Here is a 23,233-nt window from a genome sequence, read left to right as displayed (position 1 = left end):
TGTTGTGGATCTGCAACACAAGGTTGGCGGTGCTGGTGTCGCCGTCGGCATCGGTCAGGGTGTAAGTGAAAGTCTCAGTGCCATTGCCGCCGCCGTGCAGGTTTTTGAAGTCCGCATCGTTGGTGTTGAGGGTGTAGGTGTAAGTGCCGTTGGCGTTGAGCACCAAGGTGCCGTAAGTCCCGATGAATGTACCGGCGGTGATCGGGCCGGCGTTTTCGCCGACAAGTACGCGGTCGGCACCTTGCACGTCGTTGGTCAGCACGTTGCCGGTCAGCGTCAGTTGAGTCTCTGTCGCCGTACCGTTGTTGTCATCGAACGCTTTCGGCACGTCGTCGGTAATGTTGACGTCGAGCGTGCCAGTCGCGGTGTCGCCATTGCTGTCGCCGGCGATCACGGTGAATTGTTCGCTGAGGTTGTTGGCGCCGTCGCCCGCTGCGTGGGTCTCGTTGCCGTTGAGGGTGTAGCTGTAACTGACCGTGCCGGTGGCCGGGTTGTAGCCGGTGATGGTCAGGGTATTGCCCAGTTGCGTGGTGATCGATTGCGGGAAACCGATCGGCACGCCACCGACGATCACGTTGATACCGCCAATGCTCAGGCTGCTCAGACCGTCCGGCGCCGACACCGTGAAGCTGCCGGTCTGGGTCAGCGCGCCAGGGTTGGCGGCGGAACCGTCGGGCAGATTGGCTTCGTTGAGATTCAATTCGCCACCGGCAACAGACAGCCCGGTGAGTGTGACCGGATTGTTGACTGGCGGTGGAGGCGGAACAATCGGGGTGGCCTGGCCGTCACCGTTGTCGATCACGGCGTTATGCCGCTCTTCGGGAAACTCCGGAATGCCGTTGAACCCGGCCGTCGGGAAACCGATGACCGGATCGACCCGGCCCGCCACTTCGGTCAGCAACACAAAACTGTGGCCGCCACCCAGCGCACCCGGCGCACCACCGGTGGCTCCGGGGCCGGCCGCGGTCGCTTCGGCGGTTTTGGTCGGGTCATCGCCGGCGGCAATGGCTTTCTGGATCTGTTCGACGTCGGTCAGTTGCGACTCGCTCGGGGTCACCGCTTCCGGGGCATTGACGTGGGCGGCCTGATCGGCGAGCAACTGCCCGGTCATGGTCAGGCTGCTGTCCCGACCGAGGGTCAGTTCCTGGCCATTTTGCAGATGGACGGCAACCGCCCCCTCCGCCCCGGTGATCAATTGATCCCCTGCAAACAGCCGATCGCCTTCGACCAGTGCGCGACGAGTGCCGTCCGCCGACTGAGCGAAAACCTGACCAATGACTTTAGTGACGGTCCCGATGAGCGTTGCCATGTGCATTCCTCCGCTGCCGACCACCGTCGGCGCTGGTTCGCGAAGCAGCCCATGGCTCAAGCGGGTTGTCGGGGCGACGCTCGCACCTCGACAGTTCGTTTCGCAGGTTGTGCAAATCCAGAAACGCCAGTGCCGTCAAGCACTTGGAATCTCTGTTAGATGCAGCAGGCCCACTAGCGCTACGTAACGGTGGTGAATCACCCGAGTGACAAAAAACTGTCGCTCATCAGCCGCTACGCGTCCCTCCCCTTTAGCAGTACTTCGCCGTATGTCGCAAAGTGAGTGGAACTTTCCTCAAGCCTTTCTGTGCTCCCTAAAGCGCATAAAACAAAGGCTTTCGAGTGGAACAATGTGCTGGATTTGGCGAACCGCATAAGTTTTTTTTGGCATAACCCATATGAAAATTTTTTCTTAGCTACGCTTCAGGATGTTCTTAGCTCTGTTGTTACAGGCATGAAACGCTTTTTACTAAAAATATCGTCAATAAATTGGCGACAGCGGAACACCATCAGGACTCAGGGAGATGCACCCATGCGCGTACTAACCCCCCTCTGCAGCGCGGTTTTGCTGGCCATGGCTTGCACTTCCCAAGCCCAGGCCATGAACCTCACCGAAGCGATTCAGAGCACCATCGCTACCCACCCCGAACTGGCCTCGCGCGTGGATGCGCGCCTGTCAGCTGATGAACAGGTGAAGGTCGCCAAGGGCGGCTTCTATCCGTCGGTGGATCTGAACGCTGCCTACGGGCGCGGCTATAGCGACAACACCAACACCCGGGCTTTCGGTAACCACCACACCGAAATCCTCAATTACACCCAGTCCGAGCTGCGTCTGCGGCAGATGCTGTTCGACGGTTTCAACACTGCAAACGAAGTCGAGCGCACCAAGGGCGTTTCCAACTCGCGCGCCTATTACGCCCAGGGCACCGCCCAGGACCTGGCGCTGCGCACCATCGAGGTCTACCTCGAAGTGCTCAAGCGCCGTGAACTGGTGACTCTGGCCAGGAACAACCTGCAGGCGCACTTGCGGGTCAACGACCAGATCGGCCTGCGCACCGAGCGCGGCGTGGGCAGCACCGCCGACTCCGATCAATCGGTCGCCCGTAAGGCGCTGGCGCAGAACAACCTCGACACTGCCGAAGTCGATCTGGCCGACGCCGAGTCGAACTTCTACAGCGTGGTCGGACGCATGCCCGATGAGCTGGAAACCCCCGCCTCGACCCGCGGCGAGTTGCCCGCCACCTTGCCCGAAGCCCAGCAGAGCATGGTCGAGAACAACCCGTACCTGAAATCCGCCCAGGCTGACGTGCAGTCGGCCGAGAGCCAGTATGAAGTTGCCAAGTCGCCGTTCTATCCACGCTTCGACGCAGAAGCCGCCGTCGGCGCCAACAACAACGTGCAGGGTGACGAGGGCCACGACAACGAATGGCGGGTCGGCGTGGTGATGAACTACAACCTGTTCCGTGGCGGCAGCGACAAGGCGCGACTGGCTTCCGACGCGCACCAGATCAACCAGGCGATGGACATCCGCAACAACGCCCTGCGCCAGCTCAACGAGAACATTCACCTGGCGTGGAACGCCATGCTCAACGCCAAGAAACAGACCCCGACCGCCCGCGAATACGCCGAGACCACCAAGCGTGTGCGCGCCGCGTATCAGGATCAGTTCGGCCTCGGCCAGCGCACCCTGCTCGACCTGCTCGACAGCGAAAACGAGCTGTACAACGCCAACCGTCGCTACACCGAAATCCGCTACACCGAGGAATATTCGATGTACCGCGTGCTGGCGAACATGGGCCAGTTGTTGAACAAGCAGCGGGTTGTGTTACCAGCCGATGCGATTGCCGCGACCGAGGTGAAGAACGAAGCACGCTTGCCTGAACTGAAGTAGTCCCGATGATGTAGTGCCAGGGGAGCGATCAATATGACCAGCATGCAACCCGGTAACACCGGGATCGATCCGCGGCTGAGTTTCGATGACCCGTTGCTCGACGGTCTGTTGATCCTCTGCAAACTCCACGGCGCGACGGTCAGTCGCGCCAGCCTGAGCGCCGGGCTGCCCTTGGACAAACAACGCCTGAGCCTGGACCTGCTGCCCCGCGCCGCAGCCAGGGCCGGGTTGCAGGCGCGCTTGCTGCGCCGGGAACTCAAAGACATTTCTCCGCTGAACCTGCCGGTGCTGTTGCTGCTCGGCAACGGGCGCACGGCGGTGCTGCGGCGTTTTGCCGAAGACGGCAAGGCGCTGATCCTGCCCAGCGAAGCCGACGGCGGCGAGCAATGGGTCAGTCGTGAAGAACTCACCGAACACTACAGTGGCCAAGCCCTGTTCGCCCGGCCACGGCATGAACTGGAAGACCTGCGCTCGCCGCTGGTGCCAAGGGTGCAAGCGTGGTTTCGCGACACCCTGAAGCTGTCGAAATGGCTCTACAGCGACGCGATCCTCGCCAGTTTCCTGATCAACCTGCTGGGCCTGATGGTGCCGCTGTTCGTCATGCAGACCTACGACCGCGTGGTGCCGAACCAGGCCACGTCGACCCTGTGGGTGCTGGCCATCGGGCTGCTGATCGGCACCGGGTTCGAACTGGTGCTGCGGGTGGTGCGCGCGCACCTGCTGGACACCGCCGGCAAGAAAACCGACGTGATCCTTTCCGCGACTTTGTTCGAGCGCATCACCGGCATGGCGATGAAGGCCCGGCCGGCGACCATCGGCGGATTTGCCCAGAGCATTCACGACTTTCAGGGCCTGCGCGAGTTTCTCACCGCCGTGACCCTGACCAGCCTGATCGACCTGCCCTTCGTGGTGTTGATGCTGGTGGTGATCGGCCTGCTCGGTGGCTGGCTGGTGGTGATTCCGCTGCTGGCGTTTCCGATCACAATCGTGTTCGCGATGATCATTCAGGCCCGTCTGCGCGACACCGTGCAGAAAAGCCTGAGCCTCGGTGCCGAGCGTCAGGCGTTGCTGATCGAAACCCTCGGCGGACTGGAAACCCTCAAGGCGTGCAGCGCCGAAAGCGAGCGCCAGCACAAATGGGAAAGCACCCACGGCGCCCTCACCCGCCTCGACAGCCACGCCCGTAATCTCTCCGCGCTGGCCACCAACGGCACGCTGTTCATCCAGCAGTTTTCGGGGATGGCGACGATTGTGGCCGGGGTCTACAGCATCATCGCCGGCAATCTCAGCGTCGGCGCACTGGTGGCGACTTACATGCTCGGCAGCCGCGTGCTCGCGCCGCTGGGCCAGATCGCCGGGCTGATTACTCGTTACCAGCAAGCGCAACTGACCATGAAAAGCACCGACGCGCTGATGTCCCTGCCTCAGGAACGCGACGGCAAACAGCGGCCGCTGGAGCGCACGCAACTGCAAGGCGCGCTGGACGCCAACGCCGTGACCTTCCACTACAACGGCCAGAACACCCCGGCCCTGAGCAACGTCAGCTTCAGCGTCAAACCCGGCGAACGGATCGGCATCATCGGCCGCAGCGGCTCGGGCAAAAGCACCCTGGCGCGGCTGGTGATGGGCTTCTACGAACCGGAAGAAGGCCAGTTGCTGCTCGATGGCCTCGACCTGCGGCAACTGGATGTCGCCGACCTGCGCCAGCAGATCGGTTACGTCGCCCATGACCTGCCGCTGCTGGCCGGCAGTCTGCGCGACAACCTGACCCTCGGCGCGCGCTACATCAGCGATTCGCGGATGCTTGAAGTGGCCGAACTGACCGGCGTTACCGAGCTTGCACGGCAACACCCGCAAGGCTTCGACCGGCCGGTTGGCGAGCGCGGGCAATTGCTCTCCGGCGGGCAACGCCAGGCAGTCCTGCTGGCGCGAGCGCTGTTGCTCGACCCGCCAATCATGCTGCTCGACGAACCCACCAGCGCCATGGACAACAGCAGCGAAGACGTCTTGCGCCAGAAGCTGCACGGCTGGGTGCAGGGCAAAACCTTGCTGCTGGTCACCCACCGCACCTCGATGCTGAGCCTGGTGGACCGGTTGCTGGTGCTGGACAACGGCCGGATCGTCGCCGACGGTCCGAAAGAAGCGGTCATCGATGCGCTGCGCAAGGGCCGGGTCGGCTCGGCAGCGGTCTAGGAGTTGCCCCATGTCTGCTTCCTCCTCTTCAAAACCGCGCGGTTACTTCGACAGTTTCGGCAAAAGCGCCGAGGCTGAATTCATGCCGGAAACCGCCGGTGCCTCGCTGCAGGATTCGCCACGCTGGTCGCGCATCACCGTGTGGCTGGCGGCGGCGCTGCTGATCAGTGCGCTGGTCTGGGCCAAGTTCGCGGTGCTGCAGGAAGTGACCATGGGCGAAGGCAAGGCCATTCCGTCGAGCAAGGTTCAGGTGATCCAGAACCTCGAGGGCGGGATCGTCACCGAGATCTTCGTGCGCGAAGGGCAGATGGTCGACAAGGGCGACAAACTGCTGCGCCTGGACGACACGCGGTTTCTGTCGAACAAGGGTGAGAGCGAGGCTGATCGTTATGCCTTGACCGCGCAGGTCGAACGCTTGTCCGCCGAAGCCGAAGGCCGGCCATTCAAGCTCTCGGACGAAGTGATCGCCAAGGCCCCGCAAGTGGCCGAGGACGAGCGTTCGCTGTACGAACAACGGCAGCGGCGGCTGGCCAGCGAGCAACGCACCCTCAGCGAACAGCTGCGGCAGAAGACTCAGGAGCTGGCGGAGTTTCGCTCGAAACAGGGTCAGTACAGCTCAAGCCTGGCGTTGGTGAATCAGGAAATGAACATGTCCGAACCGCTGGTCAAGACTGGCGCCGTGTCGCCGGTGGAGATCCTGCGGCTCAAGCGCAGTGCCGTGGAAATCCGCGGTTCCCTGAACGCCACGACCCTGGCCATTCCCCGCGCCGAATCGGCCATCGCCGAGATCCGCAGCAAGATCGACGAATCGGAACAGACTTTCCGCTCGGAAGCGGCCAAGGAGCTCAATGAGAAACGTACCGACCTGTCGAAAATCACTGCTTCGAGCATCGCCATCGACGACCGCGTCAGCCGTACCACGGTGACCTCGCCGGTGCATGGGGTGATCAAGCAAATGAAGGTCAACACCATCGGCGGCGTGGTGCAGCCGGGCAGCGACATGGTGGAAATCGTGCCGCTGGAAGACAACCTGCTGATCGAAGCCAAAGTCCGGCCGCAGGACGTGGCGTTCCTGCACCCGGGCCAGAAAGCCATGGTCAAGTTCAGCGCCTACGACTACACGATCTACGGCGGGCTCAGTGCCAAACTTGAGCTGATCGGCGCTGACACCATCACCGACGACAAGGGCAACAGCTTCTACCTGATCCAGGTGCGCACCGACAAAAACCACTTGGGCGGGGATGTGAAACCGCTGCTGATCATTCCGGGGATGGTGGCGACGGTGGACATCATTACCGGGGAGAAAAGCGTGCTGGATTACCTGCTAAAACCGGTGCTCAAGGCCCGGACCGAGGCGATGCGCGAGCGCTAGTGATGATCCGGACTTTGCGGTGAATTGATCGTTCCCACGCTCTGCGTGGGAACGATCAGGGCGAGTCCGATCGGTCTGAGTCCGATCAGCCACCGTGATTCTTCTGGAAAGTCTCCTCCCCCATCGCCGCAATCTGCCCTTCGATCAACGCCTCGAACGGCTTGAGCAACGGCTCGAAAGACGCCGGCGCTTCCAGCGTCTGCAACGCCTGAACAATCGCCTCGATGGTCGACAGCGCCCCCGGCCCCGGCGCCTTGCGCAGCCGATACCGGGAAATCCCGCCTTCGGCCAGCGTCACCCGTGGCAACGCCGCCAACAAGGGATTGAGGTGCAACATCTTGCGCGCCTTGCGCCACGTGCCGTCCGGCACCACCAGCAACAGCGGTTCATCGGACGCGGTGTACGCCTGCATCGGTTGCGCATCGTCCGCCGGAAACAACAACCGCGCCCGATACCCCGGTCGGTTCAGCAGCGCGGGCAAATCCTCGAAAACCTCACCGACCATCAGCTCGGCATTGTTCAACCCGAGCGCTGCCAGCCGTGCGGTGTTGAGCGCGTGATTGACCTCGCTCGGGTGCTGCAACAGCAACACCCGGGTGCGGCTGTCGAGGCTGGGGATCAGCGGGCACAGGCAATGGGTTTGTGGGCGCAGGCAGCGCAGGCATTGGGGTCTGGACATGTTCTCAGGCCTGATTGAGCTGCGCTTTGAGCAGATCGCGGAAAGTCTGGATCAGCGGCTCGCGGCTGCGGCCACGGCGCATGATCATGGAAAACGGCGCCTGATAGCCGAAGGTGGCCGGCAGCAGCACCCGCAGGTCGCCCTTGTCGGCCCAGGCCTGGGCGTAGTGCTCCGGCAGGTAACCGATGTAGGCACCGGACAGCACCAGAATCAGCTGCGCTTCCATACTTTCCACCGTCGCGGCGCTGTGCTTGAAACCGTGGCGCGCCAGTTCGGCCTGGCTCCAGTAACCGCGCCCGACCATGCGTTGCTGGGTGATGACCTGCTCGGGAATCCGCCGTTCGTTGAACAACGGGTGACGGCTGCTGCAATACAGCCAGTGCTGCTCGCGGTACAGCGGCATGTACACCAGACCGCTCATGCGCGTGGAGAATGCGCCGATGGCCAGATCGAGGCGGTTGTCCTGCACGCCGAGTTGCAGTTCATACGGGCTCATCACCGACAGATGCAAATGCACCGCCGGGTGTTCCTGGCTGTAGGCGCCGATGGCTTCGGCGAACGGCAGGGCCTTGTCGCTGACCGTGGAGTCGATCACCCCGAGGTTGAGCGTGCCACGCAGTTCGCCCTTGAGCGCTGCCGCGTATTGCTCGAAACCTTCGAGTTCGGCCAGCAGACGCAGGGTTTCCTGATGGAACAGTTCGCCCTTGCTGGTCAGGCTGAAACCACCGCGCCCGCGATGGCACAGCACCAGACCGAGCGCGGCTTCGAGCTGGCTCATGTAGGTGCTGATCGCCGAGGTCGACAGGTTGAGTTCCTGCTGCGCGTTGGCAAACCCCTGATGGCGCACGACGCTGACGAAGATGCGCAACAGTTTCAGGTCGGGTAAAGCGTTGGCCATGTCTACTCCACTGATCGGGCAACGAGCATAGGCGAGAAGTCTATCTCCACCCCTTCCATTAGTTTAGAAATTTCTGAACTAAGTATTTGCCCGTAGCGATTCTTCCGCCCCACTACATTTCGCAGAATCGGCCCACAGCGGTGCCCGTGACCTTGCGAATGCGGTGCGCCGACATAAATAAAACAAAGACGATGAGGCCCTACCCGTGGACAAGATTCTTCACCAACCACTGGGCGGCAACGAAATGCCGCGCTTCGGCGGCATCGCCACCATGCTCCGACTCCCCCATGTTCCGACCGCTGCCGGCCTGGACGCTGCCTTTGTTGGCGTGCCACTGGACATCGGTACTTCGCTGCGCCCCGGCACCCGCTTCGGGCCTCGCGACATCCGCACCGAATCGGTGATGATCCGCCCGTACAACATGGCCACCGGCGCTGCGCCGTTCGACTCGCTGTCGGTTGCCGACATCGGTGACGTGGCGATCAACACCTTCAACCTGCTCGACGCCGTGCGCATCATCGAAGAAGCCTACGACAACATCCTCGAGCACAACGTGATCCCGATGACCCTGGGCGGCGACCACACCATCACCCTGCCGATCCTGCGTGCGATCCACAAAAAGCACGGCAAGGTCGGTCTGGTACACATCGACGCCCACGCTGACGTCAACGATCACATGTTCGGCGAGAAGATCGCCCACGGTACGACCTTCCGTCGTGCGGTCGAAGAAGGTCTTCTGGACTGCGACCGTGTGGTGCAGATCGGTCTGCGTGCGCAGGGCTACACCGCTGACGACTTCAACTGGAGCCGCGATCAGGGCTTCCGCGTGGTGCAGGCCGAAGAGTGCTGGCACAAGTCGCTGGCACCGCTGATGGCCGAAGTGCGCGAGAAAGTCGGTGGCGGCCCGGTGTACCTGAGCTTCGACATCGACGGCATCGACCCGGCCTGGGCGCCTGGCACCGGCACCCCGGAAATCGGTGGTCTGACGACCATTCAGGCGATTGAAATCGTTCGCGGCTGCCAGGGCCTCGACCTGATCGGCTGCGATCTGGTAGAAGTCTCGCCCGCTTATGACACCACCGGCAACACCTCGCTGCTGGCCGCCAACCTGCTGTACGAAATGCTCTGCGTACTGCCGGGCGTGGTCCACCGCTGAGGGTCGGGTCATGAACGAACGTGATCAGGTTCTGAAAGCGGCCGCCGATCTGGTGTCCGCCTTCGCCCGCAACGATCGCGAAGCCTACTTCGGCGCCTTCAGCGCCGATGCGAGCTTCGTGTTCTACACCCTCGAACAGCCCCTGCTGTCGCGCGATGCCTATCAGGCGTTGTGGGACAGCTGGCGCGCCGAGGATGGCTTCGAGGTGCTGTCCTGCACCTCGAGCAACGCCTTCGTCAGCCTGCAGGGTGACGTGGCGATTTTCATCCATGACGTGGCCACCGAGCTGCGCATGCAAGGGGAGCAACACTTCAGCCAGGAGCGCGAGACGATTGTTTTCAGAAAACAAGCGTCGAGCCTAGAACAACAAGGCCATTGGCTGGCCTGCCACGAACATTTGTCCGCAATGCCGGAAGGGCTGCCATCCCCTTAGCCAAGACAGGTGACGCTCACGCACGATGAGCGCGCCTTTATGATCGGAGCAGATCATGAATAACAACAACAAAGACCAAAGCCTTACGCAGATTGAAACCCACGGGGTCGAACAGATCCCGGACAACGAACGCACCGCCGGTCCCGTGGACTTGTTCCGCATGATCTTTGGCGGCGCGAATACCTTTGCCACCGCCGTGCTCGGCAGTTTCCCGGTGCTGTTCGGCCTGTCCTTTCAGGCGGGCGTCTGGGCGATTGTCTCGGGCGTGCTGCTCGGCTCGCTGATCCTTGCACCGATGGGCCTGTTCGGCCCGCTCAACGGCACCAACAATGCCGTGTCGTCCGGTGCACATTTCGGCGTGCACGGGCGGATCGTCGGTTCGTTCCTGTCGCTGCTGACCGCCATCGCCTTCTTCTCGCTCTCGGTGTGGAGTTCGGGGGATGCGTTGATCGGTGGTGCGAAACGCCTGATCGGCCTGCCGGAAACCGACCTGACCCTGGGCCTGGCCTACGGTCTGTTCGCGATTCTGGTGCTGACCGTGTGCATCTACGGCTTCCGCTTCCTGCTGTGGGTGAACAAGGTCGCGGTGTGGAGCGCGAGCCTGTTGTTCCTGCTGGGCATCTTTGCCTTCGCCGGTCCTTTCGATTCGCACTACGCCGGCACTGTCAGCCTCGGCCAGCCGGGCTTCTGGGCCGCGTTCATCGGCGCCGCGCTGGTGGCGATGAGCAATCCGATTTCCTTCGGCGCGTTCCTCGGCGACTGGGCCCGCTACATCCCGCGTGAAACCTCGCGTCAGCGGATCATGGCGGCGGTGGTTCTGTCGCAGATCGCGACGTTCATCCCGTTCCTGTTTGGCCTGACCACTGCGACCATCGTCGCGATTCAGGCGCCGGACTACATTGCGGCCAACAACTACGTCGGCGGTCTGCTGGCGGTGTCGCCGAGCTGGTTCTTCCTGCCGGTGTGCCTGATTGCGGTGATCGGCGGCATGTCCACCGGCACCACGTCGCTGTATGGCACCGGGCTGGACATGTCGAGCGTGTTCCCGCGACTGCTATCGCGAGTCAAGGCGACGTTGCTGATCGGCGTGCTGTCGATTGCCTTCATCTTCATCGGGCGCTTTGCGGCGAACCTGGTGCAGAGCGTGTCGACCTTCGCCGTGCTGATCATCACCTGCACCACCCCGTGGATGGTGATCATGATCATCGGCCTGGTGGTACGTCGCGGCTTCTACTGCCCGGACGACCTGCAAGTGTTCACGCGCGGCGAGCAAGGCGGACGCTACTGGTTCAGCCACGGCTGGAACTGGCGCGGTCTGGGTGCGTGGATCCCGAGCGCGGCGGTCGGCCTGTGCTTCGTCAACCTGCCGGGGCAGTTCGTCGGCCCGCTCGGTGAACTGGCCGGCGGCATCGACATCAGCCTGCTGGTGACCCTCGGTCTGGCGTCGGTGATGTACCTGATGTTGCTGAGCCTGTTTCCGGAACCGGCGCTGGTCTACGGCCCGAAGGATCCACGGAGCAAAGGCGCGCATGCGCCGGCTGAAGCGGCGCTGCGCCAGGCTGCCTGATAAACGAATCGCCTGTGGGGGTCAGCCTTCTCCCACAGTGTTCCACCCCATAAAAAAGACAATCGGAGACACGCCATCATGGCTTTGGATTTATTCGTCGTCCTCATCTACGCCGCCGGCATGCTCTTGCTCGGCTACTTCGGCATGCGCAAGGCCAAGACCAACGAGGACTTCCTGGTCGCCGGGCGTAACCTCGGCCCTAGCCTGTACATGGGCACCATGGCTGCGACCGTTCTCGGTGGCGCGTCCACCGTCGGCACCGTGCGTCTGGGCTACGTGCATGGCATCTCCGGTTTCTGGCTGTGCGCGGCACTGGGTTGCGGCATCGTGGCGCTGAACCTGTTCCTGGCCAAGCCGCTGCTGAAACTGAAGATCTACACCGTTACCCAGGTCCTGGAAAAACGCTACAACCCGATGGCCCGCTCGGCGAGCGCGGCGATCATGCTGGCCTACGCGCTGATGATCGGCGTGACCTCGATCCTCGCCATCGGCACCGTTCTTCAGGTTCTTTTCGGCCTGCCGTTCTGGATCTCGGTACTGCTCGGCGGTGGCGTGGTCGTGGTGTACTCGGCCATCGGCGGCATGTGGTCGCTGACCCTGACCGACATCGTCCAGTTCATCATCAAGACCGTCGGCCTGATGTTCATCCTGTTGCCGATCTGCCTGTACCGCGTCGGCGGCTGGGACGAACTGGTGCTGAAGCTGCCGGCGGCGGCATTCAATTTCACCACCATCGGCTGGGACACGATCATTACCTACTTCATGATCTACTTCTTCGGCATTCTGATCGGTCAGGACATCTGGCAACGGGTGTTCACCGTCAAGAACGAAAAAGTGGCTCAGTACGCCGGTAGCTTCGCGGGCATCTACTGCATCCTCTACGGTCTGGCCTGCGCCCTGATCGGCATGGCTGCACACGTGCTGATCCCGGATCTGGACAACGTCAACAACGCCTTCGCCGCGATCGTCAAACTGTCGCTGCCGGACGGCATCCGTGGTCTGGTGATCGCCGCTGCCCTGGCCGCGATGATGTCCACCGCCAGCGCCGGCCTGCTCGCCGCGGCCACCACCCTGACTGAAGACCTGCTGCCGAAACTGCGTGGCGGCAAACAGTCGAGCCTGGGTGTGAACCGTCTGTTCACCCTGCTGACCGGTGTCGTGGTGCTGGGCATCGCGCTGGTGGTGAACGACGTGATCAGCGCTCTGACCCTCGCTTACAACCTGTTGGTGGGCGGCATGCTGATCCCGCTGATCGGTGCGATCTTCTGGAAACGCGCGACCACTGCCGGCGCCATCGCCAGCATGGGCCTGGGTTTCGCCACCGCCCTGCTGTTCATGTTCAAGGATGGTCTGGATGCCAACACGCCGATCTACTACAGCCTGGCTGTGGGTCTGGTGAGTTTTGTGGTGGTCAGCCTGTTTTCCCGTCGCCCTGCCCCGGTGGCTAGCGCGGTCTAAGCTCGCTATAACGACTTGATGCTTTCTTCGGCGGGTGTGGCGTCGGTTGCCACACCCGTTTTTTTCGTCTCAAGGAAAGTGCTTATGAAGATTGTTTCTCGCGATCAGTGGTTCGAAGTGCAAACCCTGAGCGACGGCATTCGGCTGATTCACGAGCCGTTCATCCGCCCCTTCTACCGCTGCAACCTGTGGCACGTTCAGGGGCGGGACAAGGATCTGCTGCTCGACAGCGGTTCCGGGCTGGTCAGCCTGCGCGAGCAACTGCCGTGGCTGACCGAGCGGCCGCTGGTGGCGGTGGCCAGTCATTGCCATTTCGACCACATCGCCGGGCATCATGAATTTGCCGAACGGCTGGTGCATCCCGCCGAGGCGGACATCCTTGCAGCGCCGGATGGCGAGAACGATCTGAGCCGGGCCTTCGTCGGCGACGACATGTTCGAAGCGCACCCGGATTGCCCTTTGTGCTATGCCGAATACCGGGTCAAGGCGGCGCCGGCCACCGGGTTTGTCGAGGATGGCGATGTGCTGGACCTGGGCAACCGCACGTTGCAGGTGCTGCACACGCCGGGGCATTCACCGGGCGGGATCAGCCTTTACGAAGCGGCCACAGAGACACTGTTCAGTGGTGACATCATCTACGACGGGCCGTTGATCGAAGACGCCTACCATTCCAACCTCGACGACTACGCTGCCAGCCTGCGCCGTTTGCATGAGTTGAAGATCCGCACGGTGCATGGCGGGCACTTCGGCAGTTTTTCCGGAGAGCATCTGCGCGGGATGATTGACGAATGGCTGCGCCGGCACGCCTGAGGCCTGCTGTACTTCAGTCAGACTAACGACACAAAGATCTGCCATGAGAAGAGCTGCCGTGCGTGCTGCCGTGCACCGCTTCATCCTGCGCCTGCTGGAAAATCGTGAATTCGACGACCACACCAGCCTCGCGCAGCTGGGGCTGGAAAAAGCGGATATCGAGGATCTGATCTTCCATCTGGAAGATGAATTCGGACTGACGGCATTCACCGCCGAAGAGGACCGGATGCTCAAGACCGCGAAAACCGCGAATGACCTGAGCCGGTTTCTGATGGAAATCGGGCGTCACTGAAAACAAAAGATCGCACCCGGCCGCCACTCCATGGAGTGACGACCGGGTGCGATCTTTTGTCGTTTAAAACCTTTGACCCTTCAAAGCGGGGCATTACCGCCGACGTGGCTGACGCCGACGCTGTTCGTCATCGGTGCGAATCGGGACCGGTTGCAGAGGCGGTTCGATCAAGCCGAGGGCAACACCCAAATCGTGCAGCCAGTTTTGAATTTTCTCTTTCATCGTCATGCCCCCTTCAGGGTGGTGCTGAGCGTCCGGAATTCTGAGGCCGCTTCGCACTGATAATAGTCCGAAGTCCTACGCAATGCTCGGCCAAATCCGCAATGATCTGTTACTGAATTGATCCAAATCCCTGACCGTTCGTTCAAGCCGTTTCCCGCACGTCTTCGCCAGCCACGGGATAGAGCGCCTGCTGCTGTTCGATCCACGCATTGAGGTTGGCACCGACCATGCCCCGGCGCCACATGAGCCATGTTGTCGCACTGGCAAAAGGCTCGGCCAGCGGGTGCACTGCCACGCTTTCGCGCCCCGGCAGGCTGGCGAGCATCGACTCCGACATCAGCGCCACACCGCTGCCCGCAATCACGCAGGCGAGCATGCCCTGATAGGACTCGATCTCCATCGCCCGGCCCATCGCCGCCTGATAGTGGGCGAACCACGCTTCCAGCCGCGCGCGATAGGCGCAGCCATGACGGAAGGTGAAAACCGCCCGCCCCTCGACATCCCTGGCGCTGCGTATCGGCGGGTGATCGGCCTCGCTGATCAGCACCAGCCGCTCGTTGCACAGCGGCACACCGTCGATCCCGGCCAGTTGCGGCGGGCCATCCACCAGCGCGGCGTCGAGACGACCGGTGAGCAGGCCTTCAAGCAATTCACCACTGGGCCCGGACTGCACCTGAAGATTCACCGCCGGATATTGCTTGTGATACCGCGCGAGCAGCGCCGGCAAATGGATCGCGGCGGTGCTGTACAGCGTGCCGAGCACGAAATCCCCCGCCGGTTGCCCGCCCATCACCGCCGCACTGGCCTGATCGCGCAGGGCGAACAGTTTGCCGGTGTAGTCCAGCAGGACTTTTCCCGCAGGCGACAACTGCAAACGCTGACGCTCACGGACGAACAGTTCGACACCCAGTTGCTCCTCCAGCTGTTTGAGCCGGGTCGACAGGTTCGACGGCACGCGATGCAAACGTTCGGCGGCGCGGGTGATCGAGCCCTCCTCCGCCACGGCCTGGAAGATCCGCAATTGGCTGAACTCCACAACCTTTCTCCTGAACTGAACAAGTTACTCACTATTATTCAATTTTAAAGAAAGTCAATCAGTCCTAGCCTGACGGTCATTGAACCTGCAACGGAATTCAGACCATGTCCCCGCTGATTCGCTTATCCGCCTGTTTCATTGCCCTGATGATGGCCATGGGCATCGGGCGTTTCGCCCTCACCCCGCAACTGCCGCACCTGCTCAGCGAAGGCCAGATCGACCTGACCGCCGCCGGTCTGATTGCGGCGGCCAACTACCTCGGTTACCTGCTCGGCGCAGTGGATGCGATGTTTTCCCGGCGGCCGGATCAGGTGCAGCGGCGCCTGCATGGCGGTCTGTGGTTGTGTGTGTTGCTGACGCTGGCGTCGTTCTGGGCCAACGGTTTCTGGTCGCACTTGCTGCTGCGTTTCGGCACCGGTGTCGCGAGCGCCTGGGTGCTGGTGATGATTACTGCGCTGAGTCAGCCGCTGGCTGCGGCGGCGGGTCGTCCACGGTTGGGCGCGCTGGTGTTTGCCGGGCCGGGGTTGGGAATTTTTCTGACGGGGTTGCTGGCGCTGTTCTCACATCTGGCGCAGCAGACTTCCGCTACCCTGTGGTTGATTTACGCTGCTGTGGCGCTGCTGATGTTGCTGGGGATCGTACGGATCCTGCCGCAACCGGGCGTCGGTGTGCCGGCCACACCGACTGCCGTGAGTTCGTCGAATCGCGGCATTGGGCGTTTGGCGGTGGTGTATGCCTTGTATGGCGTGGGCTACATCATCCCGGCCACGTTTCTGTCGCAGATGGCTAACGCGCAGTTTCACGGACAGTGGCAGGCCGATCTGTTCTGGCCGTGCTTCGGCCTCGGCGCCGCCATTGGCGTGTTGCTGGTGAGTTTGCGTCGGCATGATCCGCAAACCACCCGGCACTGGTTGATGGCAACGTTGTGGCTGCAGGCTGCTGGTGTCTTTGCCTGCCTGCTGGGCAGCGGCCTCGGCCTGGCACTGGGTGTGCTCCTGTGCGGCGCGCCGTTCCTGGCCTGCATGCAACTGGTGATGCAACGCTCCCGGGAACTGGCGCCCCACGCCACCCAGCGCAACGCCGGCCTGCTCACCGCGTGCTTCGCCGTCGGTCAGCTCAGCGGGCCGTTGCTGGCGGCGGTCAGCAGCCACTTCAGCGGTGGCCTGCAACCGGCGCTGGTGATCGCCGGCAGCGGCCTGCTGATTGCCGGCGGTCTGGCGTGCAAATCGGTTACGGCTGACCGAGGGCTTTGCGCAGGCGCCGACGCACCCACTGTTCCGCGCTGACGAAGGTAATGCCGAGCAACACCAGCACGGCGCCGATGATGAAGTTCAGGCTCAATTCTTCGCCGAGCAGTACCACGCCGAACGTGACGCCGAACAACGGCGTCATGAAGGAAAAAACGGCGAGGTTGGCCGCCAGATAACGGCGCAGCAGCCAGAACCAGGTCAGGTAACTAAAGAACGACACCACCAGTCCCTGGAACAGCACGCTGCCCACGGCTACGACGGTCAGGCTGACGTGGGTGATCTGGCCGCTGAGCAGCGCGATCAGCAACAGGCCGATGAAGCCGACGATCAGTTGATAGAACAGGGTCAGGGTCACCGGCGCTTCCGACAGGCGCGAGGCGCGCACCACCACGGTGGTCGCGCCCCAACTGGCGCCGGCCAGCACGCCGAGGGCATCGCCCATCAGCATGCGGCGGTCGAGGTTGTCCCACGACACGCCGCCGGCAAACGCCACGGCAATCCCGACAAACGCCATGAAGATCCCCAGCCATTGCACCGGCCGCAAGCGCTCGCTCGGCAACAGGAAATGCACGCCCAGCGCGGTGAAAATCGGCGCGGTGTAGAGGAACACCGACATGTGCGCCGCCGTGGTCAACTGCAAGCCTTCGGAGATGAACAGGAACTCCAGACCGAACAAGGCACCGGCCAGCAAGCCGCCGCGCCAGGTAGCACCGACCTGATCCCAGCCGCCCTTCCAGCAGATGAGCAGTCCTACCAGCAACGCGGAAATTCCCGACCGCCCCGCCGCCTGCATTACCGGCGCAATGTCGGTCGCCGCCCACTTGATCATCACCTGCTGCACGCCCCAGATCAGGCACAGGCCGATCATCACTTGCAGGGCGAACCCGTCGGCACTGCGCCGACTGACGCTCACCTCGACACCTCGAACACACACGACATGGCAGTTTTTCCAATGGTCAAAGCAAAGCCCCGGCTCTTTGTCCGGGGCGAAGAAGAATGGCAGGAATTATCAACCAGTCGGACAGAAATTGCCGCCCGGCAAAGACATGCAATTGCCCTGTTGCGTCATGCCCGCCGTCAGCTTCGGCGAGCGGCCCGGAACCCGACCGTACAGGCCAGCGCCGTGGCAAACGTCCCCCAGGCCCAATCCATCAGCGACACCTGTGCTGACCAGCCGCGCAATGTCGCCCAGTTGGTCAGGTCATAGGTGCCATAAGCGACCAGCCCGAGCAGCGCGCCCATCCGGGCGGCGCGTTGCCAGGTCAGCGATGGCAGCACCACAAACACCACACAGCCGAAGACGTACAGGCAATAAAAAACCGCTGCCGGCACCAGCAACGGTTTTTCAAGCATCAGCGAACCGAGCAGTTCGCGATAGGTCGGCGCCATCAACACTCCGAGCCAGATACCGTCGAGCAGAAGAAACGCCAGCAATGTGGCAACGTAGGCAATCAGCGCTTTTTTCATCTGCCCGACCTCAAGTGAACCCATGCAACATGGGCCACGGGAGACTCAGGTTAGTTCAATGCGATCGGCGTGAATGACAATCTGGCCGTTCTTGTACAACGAACCGATAGCCTTCTTGAAGTTGCCCTTGCTGACACCGAACAGGCTGCTGATCAGTGCCGGATCGCTCTTGTCGCTGACGGCCAGGGTGCCGTTGCTTTCGCGCAACTTCGCGAGGATCTTCGAGTTCAGGCTGCTGGCTGCTTCCTGCCCCACTGGTTGCAGGCTCAGGCTGATCTTGCCGTCGGCGCGCACTTCCTTGATGAAGCCTTTCTCGCGCATGCCGGCCCGCATGAACTTGAAGATTTCATTCTTGTGAATCAAACCCCAGTGCTTGTTGTTGATGATCGCCTTGAAGCCCATGTCGGTGGCTTCGGCGACCAGCAGATCAACTTCCTGGCCCGCGCTGTAGTTGGCCGGGGTCTTGTCCAGATAACGATCCAGGCGCGCGGTGGCGGTGATGCGGCGGGTGTGCTTGTCGAGGTAGACGTGCACCACGCAGTACTCGCCGGCAGTCATCTGGCGTTTTTCTTCGGAGTACGGCAGCAGCAGATCCTTCGGCAGGCCCCAGTCGAGGAACACGCCGATGCTGTTGACTTCAACAACTTTCAAACTGGCAAACTCACCGACCTGAACTTTTGGTTTTTCAGTGGTGGCAATAAGTTTGTCATCGCTGTCCAGATAAATGAAAACATTGAGCCAGTCTTCATCTTCGCTGGGAATATCTTTAGGGATGTAACGGTTGGGCAAAAGAATTTCGCCGTCGGCACCGCCGTCCAGATACAAACCGAAGTTAGTGTGTTTCACCACTTGCAAACTGTTGTAACGCCCGACTAAAGCCATTTCCAATACCCTCATTGCGTGGGCGGCATTCTACCCGGTTTTGCCGGATTCGTCGGTCGCCAGATCGGACCGCCGAGTAAAAATCTGTGGGAGGCCTTGATTTTCCAGCATTTTGCCCCGCTCGTCAGGCCAGCGTGACGGCTTTTGCCTGATCCCGAGCCGGTCTGGCATCCCGAAATCGAATAAATGTTGTTATTTAAAACAGCAGGTTAGCGGGATATTTCGAATAATTAATCGCGAATAATCCACCTGCGCACTGGGTTATTCCGGGGGATATTTACCAAGCAATTGTCAAGTTATTCCTGTACGATGCCTGGCCGAGTTACTTTTCTACAGGTTAATGGCCGCCATGCGTGTAAAAGCATCCACCAGCAAAGCAAAGCCAGCTCCAGCCGTTGAAACCAGCGAATCGATCAACGATCAGATCGCGGCATTCCTCAAGTCCGGCGGCGAGATCCAGCAAATTGCCAAGGGCGTCAGCGGCCAGACGTTCGGCCCGTCCAAGCAGATCAGCCTGGGCAAGAAGTAACACCCCCGCAGCACACCAGTCCAAAGGCGCTTTGAGTTTCGAAGCGTCTGGACCGGATCCCTCGCAAGACCCTTCTCGCGTTTAATCAAACATTCAAAACCGCAGAAATCGACGAACGGCCCTCGATGCCGATCATTCGCCGGTATCCTTGCACGCGTCTGGATCAAGCGTTTCAGCAGGTTTACCAGCCTGCGCTCGCTATTCAAGGAGTGACGCATGCTCAAACCCTTCTGTTTATTACTTGTAGGCCTGCTGACAAGCCCGGCGGCGCATGCGCAGATTTTCCAGCGTGAGCTCGGCGACTTCGACCTCAAGCTCGGCACCACGCCCAGCCGCAGCATGGCCCAAGGGCTGGTCAAGCCTTCGGCGGTCGGTTCGTTCCACGGGGGCCTGGACCTGAGCCACGACAGCGGCCTGTATGTCGGCCAGTACGCACCGAGCATGGGCCTCACGCCGGGGAAGAATCTCGAAATCGATTCCTACGTCGGCTTCAAACAACCTTTCGATCAGACCCTCGGCTACGAAGTCGGGATGATCCATTACAGCTACCCCAAGGTCGACACCCTCGACAGCCAGGAACTGTTCGGTGGCCTGACCCTGCTCGGCAGCCGGATCGGCATCGCCCTGAGCAACGATCCGGATAAACAGAACAACACCCTGTTTGCCGACCTGGGCGGCAATCAGCCGTTCGGCATCGGGATCAGCATGAAATACACCACCCATCAGCTCAACACGCCGGTCTCGGTGGACGGCGGTTATGTCAGCAGTTTTACCGATTGGTCGGTGAAGTTTTCCCGGCCGTTCATGGGCATCGACCTCGACCTGATCTACAGCAATTCAAGCCTAAGCGGCAGCGATTGCTCGGCCTATTCCGGGCATAACAGTCAGTGCGACGGGCTGGTCACGCTCAAGGCCGAACGCGCGTTCTATTGATTGGCTGAACTGCCGGGGCCATCCTGCGTTCACATGAGCATCAGACCCTCAAGGCTGGCTTTCGCAAGGACTCGCCCATGTCTAGCTGGTTCAAACGCATCGCGATTCTACTGATCCTGACCCTCGCCCTCGGCGCCTGCAGCCGCGTCGGCCTGGCCTATCGCAATCTCGACGTGATCATTCCGTGGACACTCAGCGACTACCTGGACATGAACGGCGAGCAGAAAGGCTGGTTCAACGAACGCCTCAGGGAACACCTGAGCTGGCACTGCACCACGCAGTTACCGGGTTATCTGGACTGGCTCGATCGCCTGCAAACCATGGTCGAGAACAATCAGGTCACCGACACCGCGCTGCAGGCCCGCACCGCAGAGGCCAAGCAGGCAATCGCCGAAACCGCCCGGGAAATCACCCCGTCGGCGATTGAATTGCTGCAAGGCCTGGATGATCGGCAGGTCGCTGAAATGAACGACGCCTTTGCCAAAGACCTGCAAAAGCGCCAGCAGGAATACCTCAAGCCTCCGCTGTCGCAGCAGATTGCCGAACGTGGCGCGCGCATGGACAAGCGTCTCAACGATTGGCTCGGCCCGTTGAGCGCGGAGCAGGAGCAACGGGTGATGGCCTGGTCGACCGCCCTGGGCGATCAGAACACCCAGTGGATCGCCAACCGTGCTCACTGGCAGAAGCAGTTCAGCGCGGCGGTGGCGCAACGCAAAAGTCCCGAATTCCCACAACGGATCGAGACGCTTCTGGTCAATCGCGAGCGTTTATGGACAGCGGATTACCAAAAGGCTTACGCCAATACCGAGGCGCAGGCCCGTTCGCTGTTCGTCGATCTGATGGCCGACAGCACGCCGCAGCAGCGCCAGCGCCTGTTGAAAAAGATCGAGGGGGTGCGCAAGGATTTCAATGACTTGAAGTGCCTGAAGGCCGCACAAAAAAGCTGAGAACACCGAAAAAACCATGTGGGAGCGAGCAAGGTCGCTCCCACATTTTTTTGTGCAAAGCCTCAGGCAATCTGCGCCTTGGAGGCCACCTCATCGAACGTCAGCTCATCCAGCGCGTCTTCCTGATCATCCAGCACTTCGCGCGGATGATCGTTGCCGGGAATGCTGCTGTCGATCAGGCTCAGCAGACTGGAGCCGCGAGGGGTCAGGCTGAAGTTGTTGCCGGTACTGCCCTCGTCTTCGCCACGGGGTTGGATGTAACCGCGCAACAGCAGCAATTGTTCATAGTCGCAGGCGAGCGTTTTCAGGTGATCCAGATTCTCGATCGGCTCGCCCGCCGCCGCTTTCTCCGCCGCATAGTCTTCGGCAAAAGACCGTGGTGCAAAGCTGTGGCCCGCGCCGTTCTGCACTTCATGCAGCAGGCGTTCAATCAAATCCCAGTTATAAGTCGTCATCCTGATTCAACCTCCGGTGCGCGTGATTTTTTGGCGCGTTCAAGGTTGTGACCGGAGCGCTGCGCCACCGTTCAGGATTATTCGGCGCCCCGACCGACCGGCGGTCTGTCGATTTTCCGGGGGGTTGAGCGACTAGTCTGAGACAGACGGTTTCAACCCCGCAGGAGAAATCATCATGAACGTTGAGAATCATCCAGTGGTGTCGCGAGAAGAATGGCTCACCGCCCGCAGGCAGCATCTGGCCGATGAAAAAGCCTTCACCAGGGAACGCGACCGCCTCAGCGCCAAACGCCGCGCCCTGCCCTGGGTGAAGGTGGACAAGGATTACCGCTTCATGGGGCCGAATGGCGAATTGAAACTTGCCGACCTGTTCGGCAAACACAGCCAACTCGTCGTTTACCACTTCATGTTCGCCAAGGGCTGGGAGGAAGGCTGCCCGGGCTGTTCATTCCTCAGCGACCACATCGACGGCGCCAACCAACACCTGGCCCATCACGACATTGCGCTGGTGGCGGTGTCCCACGCACCGTTCGCCGAATTCCAGGCCTTCAAGCGGCGGATGGGCTGGAGATTCGACTGGGTGTCGTCGGCCGGTTGCGATTTCAACTACGACTTTGGCGTGTGCGCCCGCGCTGAAGATGTCGAGGCAGGCAAGGCTACGTACAACTACGAAAAGACCGACAGCGTCGAGGAAGAAATGCCGGGGCTGAGCGTGTTTTATCGCGCCGACAACGGCGACATTTTCCACACCTACTCAACCTACGCGCGAGGCCTGGACATGCTGGTCGGCGCCTACAATTACCTCGACCTCACGCCCAAGGGCCGGAACGAGGACGAGATCATGGAATGGGTGCGGCATCATGACCGCTACGACGGCGCCGCAAAATCCAGTTGCTGCCATGGAGACTGAGCCCCAAACACACTGAACTTTTCACCGGCCACAGCCCTCAACCGGTTAACCCGCCTTAACCGGAACTGAGGCCTGCCCCCCATGAAAAACCTGCTCAAGCTCACCCTCGCCGCGACGCTTGCCTGCGCCTTGCCCGTCTGGGCCTGTACGCCGGAAGAAGCCACCGCCAAACGCGAGCAACTGGCCAAGGAAGTCGCGAAGCTCACTGAGCAAAACCCGACCAAGGCCAAGGAGATCAACGCCGAGTTGCAGAAAATGGATCTGGGTACGGCCTCCGCCGATCTGCCGGACAAATGCCAGTTGATTGATCAGCGCTTGAAGGAACTGGGTTCGGCCGAGAAGAAAACCGAGGGATAGACCCGCGCAGACAACGGCAGGCTTTGGCATCGATCAGGCTGGATCGATACCAGAGCCTGCTTCCTTTTGTCCGGAAAATTGCACTGGTGCATTTATTATTTGCACAAATGCATATTCAAACCTAGGGTTACCCCCGAGCCTGATCGTAACCGGCCATCAGAGATGGCACCCCTTTAGCACTGATCGCT

At 61.2% G+C, this 23,233-nt stretch carries 24 protein-coding genes; 15 read left to right on the top strand and 9 right to left on the bottom strand.

What is annotated here, in order from left to right; translation table 11 throughout:
- Positions 1-1,309 (bottom strand): retention module-containing protein (locus QRN46_RS21025; protein WP_285356970.1); only part of this gene is annotated, 1,309 nt, incomplete at its 3' end.
- Positions 1,310-1,840: 531 nt separating this feature from the next.
- On the opposite strand from QRN46_RS21025, the gene QRN46_RS21020 reads away from it, so the two are divergent.
- Genes QRN46_RS21020 through QRN46_RS21010 form a run of 3 tightly spaced genes read left to right on the top strand, consistent with a single transcriptional unit; the run spans position 1,841 to position 6,764 of the window.
- On the top strand, positions 1,841-3,199 hold the full coding sequence (locus QRN46_RS21020) for a TolC family outer membrane protein (RefSeq protein ID WP_011332986.1): 1,359 nt from the start codon (positions 1,841-1,843) through the stop codon (positions 3,197-3,199).
- A 33-nt stretch (positions 3,200-3,232) separates the two neighbouring features.
- A complete protein-coding gene (locus QRN46_RS21015) occupies positions 3,233-5,392 on the top strand; it encodes a type I secretion system permease/ATPase (RefSeq protein ID WP_011332985.1) in 2,160 nt (719 codons plus the stop codon).
- A gap of 10 nt (positions 5,393-5,402) precedes the next feature.
- On the top strand, positions 5,403-6,764 hold the full coding sequence (locus QRN46_RS21010) for an HlyD family type I secretion periplasmic adaptor subunit (RefSeq protein ID WP_011332984.1): 1,362 nt from the start codon (positions 5,403-5,405) through the stop codon (positions 6,762-6,764).
- 85 nt (positions 6,765-6,849) lie between these two features.
- Here QRN46_RS21010 and QRN46_RS21005 read toward each other — a convergent pair whose 3' ends face one another.
- Together QRN46_RS21005 and QRN46_RS21000 are read right to left on the bottom strand one after the other, a co-directional pair.
- Positions 6,850-7,443 (bottom strand): tRNA-uridine aminocarboxypropyltransferase, encoded by a 594-nt coding sequence (locus QRN46_RS21005; RefSeq protein ID WP_011332983.1) that lies wholly within the window; start codon positions 7,441-7,443, stop codon positions 6,850-6,852.
- A 4-nt stretch (positions 7,444-7,447) separates the two neighbouring features.
- On the bottom strand, positions 7,448-8,341 hold the full coding sequence (locus tag QRN46_RS21000; RefSeq protein WP_007956593.1) for a LysR family transcriptional regulator: 894 nt from the start codon (positions 8,339-8,341) through the stop codon (positions 7,448-7,450).
- A gap of 205 nt (positions 8,342-8,546) precedes the next feature.
- On the opposite strand from QRN46_RS21000, the gene speB reads away from it, so the two are divergent.
- The 6 genes from speB to QRN46_RS20970 all read left to right on the top strand — a co-directional run bounded on the left by speB (position 8,547) and on the right by QRN46_RS20970 (position 14,057).
- On the top strand, positions 8,547-9,497 hold the full coding sequence (gene speB / locus QRN46_RS20995; RefSeq protein ID WP_003222717.1) for an agmatinase: 951 nt from the start codon (positions 8,547-8,549) through the stop codon (positions 9,495-9,497).
- 10 nt (positions 9,498-9,507) lie between these two features.
- Complete coding sequence (locus QRN46_RS20990; protein ID WP_007956584.1) at positions 9,508-9,930, top strand: YybH family protein; 423 nt, start codon at positions 9,508-9,510, stop codon at positions 9,928-9,930.
- Between the two features lie 55 nt (positions 9,931-9,985).
- Positions 9,986-11,497, top strand: coding sequence for a purine-cytosine permease family protein (locus QRN46_RS20985; protein ID WP_007956582.1), 1,512 nt, complete (start codon positions 9,986-9,988; stop codon positions 11,495-11,497).
- A gap of 78 nt (positions 11,498-11,575) precedes the next feature.
- Positions 11,576-12,955, top strand: a complete 1,380-nt coding sequence (locus QRN46_RS20980) for a sodium:solute symporter family protein (RefSeq protein WP_285356960.1) — start codon at positions 11,576-11,578, stop codon at positions 12,953-12,955.
- Between the two features lie 84 nt (positions 12,956-13,039).
- Positions 13,040-13,765, top strand: coding sequence for an MBL fold metallo-hydrolase (locus QRN46_RS20975; RefSeq protein WP_285356958.1), 726 nt, complete (start codon positions 13,040-13,042; stop codon positions 13,763-13,765).
- 43 nt (positions 13,766-13,808) lie between these two features.
- The gene (locus tag QRN46_RS20970; protein ID WP_108560177.1) at positions 13,809-14,057 is read left to right on the top strand and encodes a phosphopantetheine-containing protein; all 249 of its coding nucleotides are present in this window, start codon (positions 13,809-13,811) and stop codon (positions 14,055-14,057) included.
- A 93-nt stretch (positions 14,058-14,150) separates the two neighbouring features.
- Here the strand turns inward: QRN46_RS20970 and QRN46_RS20965 are convergent, their stop codons facing one another.
- Both QRN46_RS20965 and ptrR read right to left on the bottom strand, forming a co-directional pair.
- The gene (locus tag QRN46_RS20965; protein WP_003184145.1) at positions 14,151-14,279 is read right to left on the bottom strand and encodes a PA1414 family protein; all 129 of its coding nucleotides are present in this window, start codon (positions 14,277-14,279) and stop codon (positions 14,151-14,153) included.
- Between the two features lie 142 nt (positions 14,280-14,421).
- A complete protein-coding gene (gene ptrR / locus QRN46_RS20960; RefSeq protein ID WP_007956575.1) occupies positions 14,422-15,315 on the bottom strand; it encodes a putrescine utilization regulator PtrR in 894 nt (297 codons plus the stop codon).
- Between the two features lie 104 nt (positions 15,316-15,419).
- On the opposite strand from ptrR, the gene QRN46_RS20955 reads away from it, so the two are divergent.
- Positions 15,420-16,601: an MFS transporter gene (locus QRN46_RS20955; RefSeq protein WP_011332976.1), complete on the top strand. Its 1,182-nt coding sequence runs from the start codon at positions 15,420-15,422 to the stop codon at positions 16,599-16,601.
- On the opposite strand, the gene QRN46_RS20950 is transcribed toward QRN46_RS20955, so the two are convergent.
- The 3 genes from QRN46_RS20950 to QRN46_RS20940 form a co-directional block, all read right to left on the bottom strand.
- The gene (locus QRN46_RS20950) at positions 16,546-17,478 is read right to left on the bottom strand and encodes a DMT family transporter (RefSeq protein ID WP_011332975.1); all 933 of its coding nucleotides are present in this window, start codon (positions 17,476-17,478) and stop codon (positions 16,546-16,548) included. The genes QRN46_RS20955 and QRN46_RS20950 overlap by 56 nt on opposite strands.
- 164 nt (positions 17,479-17,642) lie before the next feature.
- Complete coding sequence (locus QRN46_RS20945; RefSeq protein WP_011332974.1) at positions 17,643-18,032, bottom strand: DUF2177 family protein; 390 nt, start codon at positions 18,030-18,032, stop codon at positions 17,643-17,645.
- Between the two features lie 45 nt (positions 18,033-18,077).
- Entirely contained in the window at positions 18,078-18,914 is an 837-nt protein-coding gene (locus tag QRN46_RS20940) for a CvfB family protein (RefSeq protein ID WP_011332973.1), read from the bottom strand.
- A 340-nt stretch (positions 18,915-19,254) separates the two neighbouring features.
- Here QRN46_RS20940 and QRN46_RS20935 point away from each other — a divergent pair, with 340 nt between their 5' ends.
- The 3 genes from QRN46_RS20935 (at position 19,255) to QRN46_RS20925 (ending at position 21,323) form a co-directional block, all read left to right on the top strand.
- Entirely contained in the window at positions 19,255-19,443 is a 189-nt protein-coding gene (locus tag QRN46_RS20935) for a PFL_1563 family small protein (RefSeq protein WP_016985943.1), read from the top strand.
- A 216-nt stretch (positions 19,444-19,659) separates the two neighbouring features.
- Entirely contained in the window at positions 19,660-20,376 is a 717-nt protein-coding gene (locus tag QRN46_RS20930; protein ID WP_221615195.1) for a TorF family putative porin, read from the top strand.
- 77 nt (positions 20,377-20,453) lie between these two features.
- Entirely contained in the window at positions 20,454-21,323 is an 870-nt protein-coding gene (locus tag QRN46_RS20925; protein WP_011332971.1) for a DUF6279 family lipoprotein, read from the top strand.
- A 62-nt stretch (positions 21,324-21,385) separates the two neighbouring features.
- Here QRN46_RS20925 and QRN46_RS20920 read toward each other — a convergent pair whose 3' ends face one another.
- Positions 21,386-21,778, bottom strand: a complete 393-nt coding sequence (locus QRN46_RS20920) for a hypothetical protein (protein WP_007956567.1) — start codon at positions 21,776-21,778, stop codon at positions 21,386-21,388.
- 175 nt (positions 21,779-21,953) lie between these two features.
- Here QRN46_RS20920 and QRN46_RS20915 point away from each other — a divergent pair, with 175 nt between their 5' ends.
- Together QRN46_RS20915 and QRN46_RS20910 are read left to right on the top strand one after the other, a co-directional pair.
- Complete coding sequence (locus QRN46_RS20915) at positions 21,954-22,688, top strand: DUF899 domain-containing protein (protein ID WP_285356939.1); 735 nt, start codon at positions 21,954-21,956, stop codon at positions 22,686-22,688.
- 81 nt (positions 22,689-22,769) lie between these two features.
- On the top strand, positions 22,770-23,045 hold the full coding sequence (locus tag QRN46_RS20910) for a hypothetical protein (RefSeq protein WP_011332969.1): 276 nt from the start codon (positions 22,770-22,772) through the stop codon (positions 23,043-23,045).
- The last annotated feature ends 188 nt before the right edge of the window (positions 23,046-23,233 follow it).

The sequence above is a fragment of the Pseudomonas sp. lyk4-R2A-10 genome, assembly GCF_030209075.1.
Taxonomy (GTDB): domain Bacteria; phylum Pseudomonadota; class Gammaproteobacteria; order Pseudomonadales; family Pseudomonadaceae; genus Aquipseudomonas; species Aquipseudomonas glycinae.
This window is presented reverse-complemented; position numbering and strand designations above follow the sequence as displayed.